This window comes from Streptomyces sp. NPDC054834 (assembly GCF_053611185.1).
In genome coordinates this window covers 204623-216507 of record NZ_JBSGZV010000015.1, presented here as the reverse complement: position 1 = coordinate 216507, position 11885 = coordinate 204623, and the positions used below count along the sequence as shown (strand labels likewise).

The 11885-nt window shown below is 72.5% G+C and carries 11 protein-coding genes; 6 read left to right on the top strand and 5 right to left on the bottom strand.

All coding sequences use genetic code 11. The features are described from left to right. Positions 1 to 115: 115 nt before the first annotated feature. Positions 116 to 547: a subtilase-type protease inhibitor gene (locus ACWGJM_RS22110; RefSeq protein WP_453413384.1), complete on the bottom strand. Its 432-nt coding sequence runs from the start codon at positions 545 to 547 to the stop codon at positions 116 to 118. Positions 548 to 870: 323 nt separating this feature from the next. Here ACWGJM_RS22110 and ACWGJM_RS22105 point away from each other — a divergent pair, with 323 nt between their 5' ends. The 5 genes from ACWGJM_RS22105 (at position 871) to ACWGJM_RS22085 (ending at position 5917) form a co-directional block, all read left to right on the top strand. Continuing rightward, positions 871 to 1434: a hypothetical protein gene (locus ACWGJM_RS22105; protein ID WP_453413383.1), complete on the top strand. Its 564-nt coding sequence runs from the start codon at positions 871 to 873 to the stop codon at positions 1432 to 1434. Positions 1435 to 1590: 156 nt separating this feature from the next. Beyond that, positions 1591 to 3216: a purine-cytosine permease family protein gene (locus tag ACWGJM_RS22100; RefSeq protein ID WP_453413382.1), complete on the top strand. Its 1626-nt coding sequence runs from the start codon at positions 1591 to 1593 to the stop codon at positions 3214 to 3216. Next, positions 3213 to 3884, top strand: coding sequence for a cyclase family protein (locus ACWGJM_RS22095; RefSeq protein ID WP_453413381.1), 672 nt, complete (start codon positions 3213 to 3215; stop codon positions 3882 to 3884). The genes ACWGJM_RS22100 and ACWGJM_RS22095 overlap by 4 nt, the downstream gene beginning before the upstream one ends. Positions 3885 to 3981: 97 nt before the next feature. After that, positions 3982 to 4677, top strand: a complete 696-nt coding sequence (locus ACWGJM_RS22090) for an alpha/beta fold hydrolase (protein ID WP_453413380.1) — start codon at positions 3982 to 3984, stop codon at positions 4675 to 4677. Positions 4678 to 4750: 73 nt separating this feature from the next. Beyond that, entirely contained in the window at positions 4751 to 5917 is a 1167-nt protein-coding gene (locus ACWGJM_RS22085; RefSeq protein ID WP_453413379.1) for a lactate 2-monooxygenase, read from the top strand. Between the two features lie 9 nt (positions 5918 to 5926). On the opposite strand, the gene ACWGJM_RS22080 is transcribed toward ACWGJM_RS22085, so the two are convergent. The 3 genes from ACWGJM_RS22080 to ACWGJM_RS22070 form a co-directional block, all read right to left on the bottom strand. After that, a complete protein-coding gene (locus tag ACWGJM_RS22080; protein WP_453413378.1) occupies positions 5927 to 7588 on the bottom strand; it encodes an RICIN domain-containing protein in 1662 nt (553 codons plus the stop codon). Positions 7589 to 8048: 460 nt separating this feature from the next. Further along, positions 8049 to 8426, bottom strand: a complete 378-nt coding sequence (locus ACWGJM_RS22075) for a toxin Doc (RefSeq protein WP_453413377.1) — start codon at positions 8424 to 8426, stop codon at positions 8049 to 8051. A 3-nt stretch (positions 8427 to 8429) separates the two neighbouring features. Continuing rightward, the gene (locus ACWGJM_RS22070; protein ID WP_361445826.1) at positions 8430 to 8669 is read right to left on the bottom strand and encodes a hypothetical protein; all 240 of its coding nucleotides are present in this window, start codon (positions 8667 to 8669) and stop codon (positions 8430 to 8432) included. A 169-nt stretch (positions 8670 to 8838) separates the two neighbouring features. Between ACWGJM_RS22070 and ACWGJM_RS22065 the strand changes: the two genes are divergently transcribed. Next, a complete protein-coding gene (locus ACWGJM_RS22065) occupies positions 8839 to 9561 on the top strand; it encodes a 2OG-Fe(II) oxygenase (protein WP_453413376.1) in 723 nt (240 codons plus the stop codon). Between the two features lie 8 nt (positions 9562 to 9569). On the opposite strand, the gene ACWGJM_RS22060 is transcribed toward ACWGJM_RS22065, so the two are convergent. Then, positions 9570 to 11813, bottom strand: coding sequence for a glycoside hydrolase family 9 protein (locus ACWGJM_RS22060; protein WP_453413375.1), 2244 nt, complete (start codon positions 11811 to 11813; stop codon positions 9570 to 9572). Between the last annotated feature and the right edge of the window lie 72 nt (positions 11814 to 11885).

The window sequence follows — 11885 nt, the reverse complement described above, 5'->3', positions numbered from 1 at the left end:
GCCCCACTCCGCCCGCCGCCCCCCGGTGCGAGATCGCGAGGTCCCCGGGACAATGGTCCGCACTCCCCAGCAGCGGGCCTGTACCGGCGGTCGCGGGGACCGGCGATCCCGGTCCTCAGAACGCGAAGACGGACCCGTAGGTGTCCTTCACGCACGCGTTGCCGAAGGTGTGCTCGTAGGAGACTCGCTTGCCCTGCCAGACGCCCTCGACCGTGACGACGACGGGGTCGTAGAGCTTGGTGCAGAACACGTCGTCGCGGCTCTTGAGGCTGTTCAGGTCACCGCCGGCACCGCGCAGATCGGCGCATGCCTGGGGGGCGGCCGGGTGCGTGCCGGAGGCCGTCGGGGCACAGGAGAGGGTGACGGCGCGCTCGGGCGTCGCGGTCAGGGCGCTCTCGCCGTGGCCGATGGTGAGCACCAGGGCCGAGGGGGCGTAGAGCGACGACGGGGCGCTGCCCGGTGCGGCGACGGCAGCCCCGGTCAGGGGTCCGCAGACGGTTACGGCCGTGAGGCCGAGGGTCGCTGCCCAGCGCGCGGTGGTCCGCATTGTGTGCATCCTTCCGCTCGAATAGACGGGTCGCCGGCCCGGACCGGTGGGTGCCGGGGCGGCGTGCGCCACTCTGCCGAGTCCGCCGCCGAATCTCACATCGAACCCATAGGTTTCAGTAACCTTGCGTGTTGAAGCAGTGGCGTGAAGTCACGGAGTTCGAACGTTCCAACCCCGGAACTGAGCGGTTCTTGATCGCCTCAAGCAGCCAAGTGGCCGAATTCCATCAGTTCGTTAATAGGCCTGAAACATTCCGGTTCAGCCGTCGGCGCACCTCCCCGTGGCGCCTTGTGTTCATGCTGAAGTCGAGTAATCGTCATTACATGATTACTTCAGAACAGCGAGAGAAGCTGCGCGGCTGGTTCACCGGCCGGCTGCCCGATGACCTCTTCCAGGAACTGGTCGAGGTCACCGCCGACCGCGAGGAGATCACCGTGATCGGCCGCATCCCCGCGCCCCGGCTCAGCGAGGGCGCCTCGGAGGCGGAGCGGGAGGCGGCCGTCCAGGGCCGCGTCCAGGAGTTCCGGGAACGCACACGGGAGGCCCGGATCGCCGTGGCCCGCGAGGCCGAGCACCGGTTCCGCAGGAAGGTGTCCTGGGGAGTGGAGTGCGACGGCGAACGCGCCCTGTTCACGCACGTGGCCGCGCCCGTCATGACCCGTCTGCGCCAGCCCGAGCGCCAGGTCCTCGACACCCTGATCGCGGCCGGCGTCGCACGCAGCCGCAGCGACGCCCTCGCCTGGTGCGTACGGCTGGTCCAGCGGCACACCGACGACTGGCTCACCGAACTGCGGGAGTCGCTCGAGCACGTCCAGCGGGTACGAGCGCAGGGACCGGACGCCGAGGGGGTGGCCGATTCATCCACTGATGACGAAGAAGAAGGATGAATCATCCTCTGGAGCGGATGCCGCCGCTCGGCTTACCGTCGGCAGACCCCTTGAGGGCGGCATCCGTTCCCCGCACACCCCGGCGGCAGCCAACGGCCCGTCCGGACCGCCGCCGCGCCACCCCGCGCTCCACCGCCGTCCCCCGTTGGAGCCCCGTTGTCCTCCCTGCCCGAGCAGTCCCCCACCGCCACGCCCCCGTCCCTCACTGAGGTCGAGCCCTACGGCGTCGAACGCATCCCCGACGCCGACCGCAGCGCGACCCCGCTCGACCTGTTCCGGGTCGCTTTCGGCGGTGCCAACACCTTCTCCACCTGCGTTCTCGGCGCGTTCCCGATCCTGTTCGGGCTCTCCTTCTGGCAGGGGCTCGCGGCCACCCTTCTCGGTGTCGTCGCGGGCGCGCTGATCCTGTGCCCGATGGCCGTGTTCGGCCCGGTCAACGGCACCAACAACGCGGTCTCGTCGTCCGCGCACCTGGGCGTGCACGGCCGGGTGGTCGGCTCGTTCCTGTCGCTGCTGACCGCCGTCGCGTTCTTCTCCATCTCGGTGTGGAGCTCCGGCGACGCACTGGTCGGCGGCGCGCACCGGCTGTTCGGCCTGGAGCGCAGCACGCTGTCGTACGTCGTCGCCTACGCACTGTTCGCCGGGCTGGTCCTCGCCGTGTGCGTCTACGGCTTCCGGTTCATGCTGTTCGTCAACAAGATCGCGGTCACCTCGGCGACGGTCCTGTTCCTGCTCGGCGCGATCGCCTTCGCCGGTGACTTCGACCCGTCGTACGCCGGTGTCTTCACGGCCTCGGCGGACGCCTCGACGCAGTCGCTGTTCTGGCCGTCGTTCATCGGCGCGGCGCTGATCGTGCTCTCCAACCCGGTGTCGTTCGGCGCGTTCCTCGGCGACTGGTCTCGCTACATCCCGGCGGACACCCCGCGCCGCAAGGTCGTGGGCGCCGCGTTCCTCTCGCAGATCGCGACTCTGCTGCCGTTCGTCTTCGGTCTGGCGACCGCGAGCATCATCGCGACGAAGGCACCGAAGTACGTCGACCCGGCCGCGCCCGACTTCGTGGGCGGGCTGCTGGCGATCTCGCCGAGCTGGTTCTTCCTGCCGGTGTGTCTGCTCGCCCTGATCGGCGGCATGTCGACGGGCACCACCTCGCTGTACGGCACCGGACTGGACTTCTCCTCCGTGTTCCCCAGGCTGTCCCGGGTGCGGGCCACGCTGCTGGTCGGCGTGCTGTCCACCGCGTTCATCTTCGTCGGCCGGTTCTGCCTGGACCTCGTGCAGTCCATCTCGACCTTCGCCACGATGATCATCACCTGCACCACGCCGTGGATGGTCGTGATGATGCTGGGCTTCCACACCCGCCGCGGCTGGTACGACCCTGACGCCCTTCAGGTCTTCAACCGCCGTCAGCGCGGCGGCCGTTACTGGTTCGCGCACGGATGGAACTGGCGGGGCATGACCGCCTGGTGGGTGGCGGCGGTGGTCGGCGTGCTGTTCACCGACATCCCGGGCCAGTTCGTCGGTCCGTTCGGCGATCTGGCGAACGGCGTCGACATCAGCCTGCCGCTCTCGCTCGCGGTGGCCGCCGTGCTGTTCCTCGCGTTGCTGCGGTTGTTCCCCGAGCCCAGGGCGGCGTACGGACCCGAGGGCGCGCGCCTGGCCCGTACGGTCGAGGCGCCGGTGCCGCCGATCACCGGTCCCGGCGCTCCGGCGGACGACGTGCCCGCGGACGACGTGCCGGCGGACGACGTGCCGGCGGCGCTCACGGCCGAGGGCGGCCGATGACCGGCTGGCTCGATCTGTCGGTGCCCGTGGTCACCGGGATGCCCGTGTATCCCGGTGACCCGGAGGTCACGGTCTCCCCCGCCCTGCGGGCCCCGGCCGACGGCGTCAACGTCCTGGCCCTGCACCTCGGTTCGCAGTCCGGCACCCACGTCGACGCGCCCTACCACGTGGACGACGCCTGGCCCCGGCTGGACGAGCTGCCGCTGGACCGGTTCGCCGGGCCCGCGGTCGTGGCCGACGTCCGGGGGCTGCCCGCCCGGTCGCCGGTCACACCGGCCCTGCTGGCCCCCGCGCTCGACGCCCTCGCGGCGGCGCCCGGCGCACTGCTGCTGCTCGTCACGGGCTGGTCGGCGCACTGGGGCACGGACGCGTACCTGGCTCACCCCTATCTGACCCCCGAGGCCGCCGAAGCCGTCGCGGCGGGTGGCGCGCGCACTGTGGCCGTGGACGCGCTCAGCGTGGATCCGACTCCCTGGCCGGGCGATCCGCACGCCGGCTTCGGCCTGCCGGCCCATCGGGTGCTGTGCGGGGCGGGCGGGGTGATCGCCGAGAACCTCACCGGTCTGGACCGGCTGGTGGGCGCGGAGGCGGTCGAGGTGTTCCTCTTCCCGCTGCGGCTGCCCGGGGCCGACGGCGCTCCGGTACGGGCGGTCGCCCGAGCCGGCTGACGGCCGACCCGACCGGACCGGACCGGACCGTGAACGGAATCGCCAACTCCGCTGTCTTGACGCGAAGTTGACGATTTCCTCCGGTACGTTGCCCTCCATGACCAATTTCGTACTGGTGGCGGGTGCCTGGCTCGGGGCGTGGGCGTGGGACGAGGTGGCGGTCGAACTGCGCGCCGCCGGCCATGAGGTGCACGCCCTGACCCTGTCCGGACTGGCCGAGAAGAAGGACCTGCCCGCGGGGCAGCAGATCCACGTCCAGGACATCGTCGACGAGGTCGAGCGGCTGGACCTGCGGGACGTCGTCCTGGTGGGGCACAGCTACTCCGGCGTACCCGTCGGGCAGGCCGCCGAGCGGATCGGCGAGCGGCTGCGGCGCGTGGTGTTCGTGGACTCCAACGTGCCGGCCGACGGGGAGTCGTTCCTCGGCGGCTTCCCCAGTGACCACATACGGCAGGCCCTCGACGCGCACGACGGCGTCTGGCCGCCCCTGCCCCCGGCCGCCTACGCGGGCCAGGACCTGACCGACGAGCAGATCCGGCGCATGATCACCGAGGGCACCCCGCACCCGGGCACCACGCTGACCGAACCGGCCGTTCTCAAGCGCCCGTTGGGCGAACTGCCGGCGACGTACATCAAGTGCGTCCGCGACGGACGCGCGCCGCTGCCCGCGGTGGCCGAGCTGCTGAAGAGCGGGCACTGGGAACCGGCCGAGCTGGACACCGGCCACTGGCCGATGTTCTCCCGGCCGCGTGAACTGGCCCGGATCCTGCGGGAGTCGGCCGGAGAGGCCTGACTCGGGCTGCAGTGCCTACCCGCCGGTATCGTCGGCTCGGCGCACGACCGGCGACGAGAGGCGGGACGTACGGATGGCGAAGCACTGGGCGGACTTCCAGTACGAGATCTACCTGAACGGGATGACGGGTGCCGTACCGCGCCTGCCCACCGATCTGACCCGGCTGGAGGAGCTCGCGGAGCACCGGCTGGGCCCCGGTCCGGTCGGCTATGTGGCGGGCAGCGCGGGCGACGGCAGCACGGCGCGGGCCAACCGGGCCGCCCTGGAGCGGCGGCGGATCGTCCCGCGTGTCCTGCGGGACGTGCGGGAGCGGGACCTGTCGGTCGAGGTGCTCGGCCGCGCCCTGCCCGCCCCGCTGGCACTGGCGCCGGTCGGCGTACTGTCGATCATGCATCCGGAGGCGGAGACTGCCGCCGCCCGGGCCGCCGCCGCGCAGGGCGTGCCGTTCATCCTGTCCTCGGCGTCCAGCACGCCCATGGAGCAGGTGGCCGAGGCGATGGGGGACGGCGAGCGATGGTTCCAGCTGTACTGGGGCAAGGACCCGGAGGTGACGAGGAGCTTCCTCGGCCGGGCGCGGGCCGCGGGGTTCACGGTGCTCGTCGTCACCCTGGACACACCGCTGCTGGCCTGGCGGCCACGCGACCTCGACCAGGCGTACCTGCCGTTCGTGCACGGGGTGGGCACCGCCAACTACTTCTCCGATCCGGCCTTCCGGGCGGGGCTCGCCAAGCCGGTGCACGAGGACCCCGACGCGGCGGTGCGGCATTTCCTCGGCCTGTACGGGGACGCCGGCCACACCTGGCCGGACCTCGCTCTCCTGCGGGAGCACTGGGACGGGCCGATCGTCCTCAAGGGCATCCTGCATCCGGACGACGCCCGGCTGGCCGCCGACGCCGGGGTGGACGGGGTCGTGGTGTCCAACCACGGCGGGCGGCAGGTGGCCGGTGCCGTCGCGGCGGCCGACGCGCTGCCCCGGGTCGCGGCGGCGGTCGGCGACCGGCTGACGGTGCTGTTCGACAGCGGCGTGCGCACCGGCGATGACGTCTTCAAGGCCCTCGCTCTCGGCGCGCGGGCGGTCCTGCTGGGGCGGCCGTACGTGTACGGGCTCGGGCTCGACGGGCAGGCGGGCGTGGAGCACGTGATCCGCTGCCTGCTCGCCGAGTTCGACCTCACCCTCGCCCTGTCCGGGCACGCCGGCCCGGCCGGCGTCGGCGCCGGTGACCTCGAGGGACCGGCGTGAACCCTGCCGTCAGCCCGGTGTACCGCCGTCCGGCAGGTTCGCCGGCTCGGCGGACGATCCCTCGGTCCCGGTAACCGAAAGGGAGCCGGGGCTCGCCGACGGCGGGTCGGTCAGCCAGCGCTGTCCGGTGGAGCTGTCGCGGACCTTGACGACGATGTCGGCGCCGGCGTCCTCGCCCGCGCCGGCCAGGGCGAGGGTCTCGTCCCAGCGGGGCAGCAACTCGCCCTGCACGGTGAGGTCGTAGCGCACGTCGTCGCCCCGGTCCGCCTTCTCGTCCGCGCAGGTGCCGAGGACGACCACACCGGCGTCCGCGTGCGAGTCGAGGCACAGGTCGGGGTCGGCGGCGCTGCGCACCAGGCCGTCGGTCTCGTACGTCCACTGCTGGGTGGCCGCCGACGAACACACCGCCAGCAGCACGCTCCCGCCGGCCCTGGGCCTGCCGTCGGTGTCCAGACAGAGCCCGGCGGCGGCATTGCGCAGCCGCGTCCCCCGGGTCGCGTTGGGCAGCTCCGCCGTACCGGGCGGGGAGGCGGAAGTGCCGGGCGTGGCCCGGGAGCCCGTGCCGGGCGCGGTGTCCCGGGCACCCGAGGCGCCCGTCGAGGCGACCGGGTCGGTGCCGTCCCCGCCGTCCGGCAGCAGGCTGATCGCGAGGACCGTCGCGAGCAGTCCGGCCGAGGCCAGGCCGACGCCGGTGAGCAGTGTCTTCGGTGACCGGGCCGCCGAGGAGGCGCGGCGCGCCCGGAGGGGGATCCGCTCCAGCACACGGTGCCGTCCTTCCCCGCCGGGCCGTCCGCCGGTGCGCCGGGAGGTGCCCCGGCCGCGCGGTGCGGCCGAACCGGCCCGGCCCGGGCGGGAGTCGAGGTAGCGGCGGGCGCCCCAGCCGAGCACCGCTTCGGCGAGCAGGAGGCCGGTACCGGCCTCGATGTGGCTGAGCTGCTCGGCGGCGTGCCGGCAGTAGCGGCATTCGGCCAGGTGCTGCTGCACATCGGGCAGCAGGGCGCCGCCGCGCCGGATCGGCACGTCGAGGAGACGGTTGTAGAAGCGGCAGTCCTTGGTGGGCGCCAGTTCCCGGTGGGCGCGGACGCAGCCCTGGCGGAAGGCTTCCCGGGCCTGTTCGAGGGCGGCCGCCGCGGTGTCGGCGTCCATGCCGAGCAGGCCGGCCGGGACGGTGAGCGGTTCCGCCTCGACCTCGGTGTGCCACAGCACGCACTGCGCGAGCGGCACGAGGCCCTGGAAGGACCGCTCGGCGAGGACGCGGTTGTCGGGGATCATGGACTTCGCCGCGCGCATACCGCGGCCCCCGGCCGGTCTCGCCAGGTCCGGCAGCACCTCGGGCAGGCGGTCGTCGGCCGACCACTGTGCGACCGTGTCGCGCACGGCCACCAGCAGCCGGGGCCGCAGGGCGGCGGCCGGCTCGCCCGCCGCCAGCCGGTCCAGGACCCGGTGGAAGGCGGTGGCGGTGACCATGTGGACGACGGTGTCCTCGGCGGCGAGGCAGATGGCCGCGTAGTCGTGGGCCGGTTGCCAGTGCCGTGCCATCAGCAGGGCGACGGACGAGGCGGCCTCTCCATCCGACCTCCCGCGCAGCCGGTCCGCGAGTGACTCGTCGGACTCTCCGGAGACCCCTCCGGGCGGTGGATAGGGAGGACGTGGGGGGTGGGGGGTGGGCACGGAGTGATTCCTTTGATGCGTGTGCGCTCGAGTGGTTCACCCTTGCACAACTCCCCAAAGGCCAACAAGGAGTTCGGCGGCATCGACAGTTTTGGCAGAAAGTCAGGCTATAGGCGTGCTTTCACCTTTCCATGCGCCCCGTGTGAAATTCGCGCACACGCCGGCCCGCCGCGCACGCTCCCGGCGCCCGCCGACAGGTAGTGCACTGGTCATCGGCCCTTCTCGCAAGGCCCCGCGCAGGACGGCGGCTCTGCTGCGCGGCATCGGCCGCCGGCCCCGCTCCTCCCGCCCTCGGCCGGCGGCCCCGGGCCGGCCCGCACCGGCCCGGGACGACTTCCCCTGCCGACGGGGGCGGGTGCCGCAGCGGCGAGCGGTACCGCGGTCGGGTGCCGTGGTCGGGTGCCGTGGTCGGGTGCCGTGGTCGGGTGCCGTGGTCGGGTGCCGTGGTCGGGTGCCGTGGTCAGATCTGCCAGGAACGGAGCCGGTCGGCCGCGCCGTAGACATCGGCCTTGCCGGTCATCAGGTCCCGGGCGAGATCGACGAGCGCGCCGTAGGGCGGGTCGATGCCGGCCCCGCTGACGAACATGTACGCCACCGCCGTCGCACAGGCGAACCGCGCGTTGGCCGACGGCAGCGGCTTCAGCAGGGCGAGGGTGTGCAGCAGGGCGGCGGCCCGCCAGGCCGGGTCGGAGTCCACCCCGAGGCGCGGCGGGTCGACCCGGTGCCGGGCGACGGCGGCGACCAGGGCCGAGAAGTCGTCGATCGTCGGCTGTTCCGGAAGCACTTCCTCGTGGCGCTGGAGCAGCCACGGGACGTCGATATGGAGGACGGGTGACATGGGTCAGGCGGCCTCGCCCCTGCCGGGGGGCTCGTCGTCCGGGAACGCGGCCGCGAACTCGTCGGCGTGCGTGGCGAAGAAGCGGCGGAACGTCTCCGCGCCCTCCTGAAGCGCGCGGTGCCGGGCGATGTCGGCCGCGGCCGCCTCGCGCACCAGGGCCTTCATCGACGTACCCCGCTCCTTGGCGATCCGCCGCAGGTCCTCAAGCTCGCGCTCACTGAACTCCACGTTGAGAGCTGGCATGCCCCAACGGTAGCGCGAGGGTACTTGCGCGTAAATACACGCAGGTCAGATGGCATGTCCAACGGTACCTCCGGGAGCGGAACACCAGGACACCAGGTCTGAATTCCGCCGGTCCGGCGTCGGCCGCGGCGGCAGACTGGCACTCCGGGCGCATACGAAGGGAACCGCCATGACCCTCACCCCCGACGGGGCCCGCCGTCGCGTGGCACAAACGGACTGGGCCGTGCTCGCCGAGGAACTGGACGCGCTCGGCAGCGCGCCCACGGCCGGTCTGCTGACGCCCGCCGAGTGCCGTGACCTGGCCGCCCTGTACGAGAAACCGGAGCTGTTCCGGACCACCGTCGATCTGGCCCGGCACCGGTTCGGCTCCGGCGAGTACCGCTATTTCACGCACGACCTGCCCGCCCCGGTGGCCGCTGTGCGCGCGGCCCTCTACCCGCGGCTGCTGCCGATCGCCCGCGACTGGGCGGCCCGGCTGGACCGGCCCGCGCCCTGGCCCGACGACCTGGACGAATGGCTGGCCCGCTGCCACGCCGCCGGACAGGACCGCTCGGCGCAGATCCTGCTGCGCTACGGCCCCGGCGACTGGAACGCACTGCACCGCGACGTGTTCGGCGAACTGGTCTTCCCGCTCCAGGTCGTCGTCGCCCTCGACGAGTACGGCAGCGACTACACCGGCGGCGAGTTCCTGATGGTCGAACAGCGGCCCCGCGCCCAGTCCCGGGGCTCCGCGACCGTCCTGCGCCAGGGCCACGGCCTGGTGTTCACCACCCGGGACCACCCGGTCCGCACCCGGCGCGGCTGGTCGGCCGGAGCGATGCGGCACGGCGTGAGCACCGTCCGCTCCGGCCGCCGGCGCACGCTGGGGCTGGTCTTCCACGACGCGGCCTGATCCCGGGCTCAGCCCTGGTCCGCCGCGAACGACGCCATCCACGCCAGGGCCGCGTTCCAGTTGATGGCGGTCTCGTTGGTCGACCACGACTGGATGTCGTCGATGTAGCAGAACTGGCCGACGCAGCCGAGGAGTCTGCTCTGTGCGTACGGGTCCTGGATGCTCGAGTTGGCGCCTCCGGCGAGGGTGCCCCTGGGCGGGTTCGGGAGGGCGGGGTCGAGTTCGTGGGCGTACCAGCGGCTGTGCTCGTTGTGGGCGCTGACCTCGCCGTAGCCGGTGACGTAGGAGAGGTTCAGCGCGTTGCGGCCGAGGAGGTAGTCCATGCTCTGGACCGCGCCGTCGCGGTACTTCGCGGCGCCGGTGAGGTCGTAGGCGGTCGCGATGACGTGCGCGTTGTTGAGGATCTGCGCGTTGGAGCCCCAGTCGTAGCGGTTGCCGTCGGGGGCGTACGGCATGCCGTACGGCTGTGACTTCAGGGTCGCCAGGTAGGTGTCGGCGGCCTTGGTCAGCGACCGGCGCACCTTGTCGCGGCCGGGGAGCCTGCTCGGCACGGTCGCCAGGTCCAGACGGCCTGCCGCGGCCGTGCGGCCCCAGTCGAAGCCGAGGCTGCCGAAGATGTCGGCGGTGTGCAGCGGGGAGCCGAGGACATGGTCCGCGAACTGCTTCTCACCCGTGGTGAGGTACAGCTCCGCCGCCGCCCAGTAGAACTCGTCGGTGGCGTCGGTGTCGGGGTAGGCACCGCCGCCGGTGCCGTCGTCCGGGTCGGGGTAGACCTCGGGGTGTGCGAGGGCCGCCACCCAGGCCTTGCGGGCGGCCGTCAGGGCGCGGGAGGCGAAGGCGCGGTCGTAGGGGCGGTACAGGCGGGCGGCCTGGGCGGCCGTCGCCGCCAGGTTGAGGGTCGCCTGGGTGGTCGGGGCGTGCAGCTCGCGCTTCTGCGGGTCGTCACTGGGCAGCAGCGGCAGGCCCGTCCACTGGGCGTCGTGGATCTTGCTGTGCGCCATGCCGGCCAGCGGCTGCCCGTCCGGCACCTGCATCTTCAGCAGGAATTCCAGCTCCCAGCGGGCCTCGTCCAGGACGTCGGGCACCTTGTTGCCGCTCTCGGGGAGGGCGAGGGTGCCGTCGCCGAGCTTCCCGGGCCGACCGGTGCGGGCGTGCAGGGAGCGTTCGTAGGTGCTCAGGAGCTCCCAGGTGGCGATGCCTCCGTTGACGACGTACTTGCCGTGGTCGCCCGCGTCGTACCAGCCGCCGGTGACGTCGAGGGTGTAGTCGCACAGCCCGGGTCGGCAGGGGACGTTCGTGTCGCCCTGGTTGGGGGCGGTGCCCAGGTGTCCGGCGGGCCTGCCGTAACCGGGGCGGAGTGCGTCGCTGATCGCGATGCCGCTGCGCTGGGTGTAGTAGTACTTCAGCGAATCCAGCCGCAGTCGCTCGTAGGCGCCGGTACCGATGTCGAAGGGGCGGCTGGTCTCCCCGTCGGCGACCAGCGTGAAGTCCTTGCCGTGCCCCCGGTAGGCGCCGAAGTCGATCGACTGGACGTTCTGCGCGGAGGACGCGTCGGTGCCGCGCGGCACGGTCCAGCCGTGGGCGACCGTTCTGCCGCCGGCGTTCCTCAACCGCCAGGGGAGCTCAGAGGTGGTGCCGGTGACCAGGGTGGCGTTCTTCGGCCCGTCCGGCAGGTAGGCGACCTGGTTGACGCGGACGCGCGGCCCGGTGTCGGGCTCGTACACCTCCGGTGGCACCCCGCCCAGCAGCGACACGTCGTCCAGGCAGAACCGCCAGGGGTCCGCGCCGCCGCCGACCTGGAAGGCGACCTGGGCCTGGGTGGTGTCGACGGGCGAGGTGAAGGTGTAGGAGTAGCCGTCGCCGGAGCGGGTCAGTTGCGGGCTCGCCTCGTACCAGGTGTCGTACGGGGACACCTGGAGCCCCACGATCGCCCGCGCCACGTGTCCCTCCGGGGAGCCGGACGCCTTGAAGGCGAACCGGTACGACTCCCCCTTGACCAGGGTGATGTCGTTCTGCCCGACGGCGGCGTCCCAGCGGTTCGTCGTGCCGCCGGGCACGTCGGCGCAGAACTGTCCGCCGGACAGGCCCGCGGTGACGTTGCTGGTCGTCCACCACGGCTCGGTGGTGGTGTCGAAGGTGCCGTTCCTGACCTGTTCGACCTCGTCGGCGCCGGCCTGGGCGGCCGGCAGCGCGGCGAGGGCCGCGGCGAGGAGTGCGGTCACGGCGAGCAGGGCGGTTCTGCGTCGTGTCATGTCGGTTCCCCAGAACATGGGAGCGCTCCCAAATACAGGACGCCCGCCATGCTGTGCGAGACATGACATCCC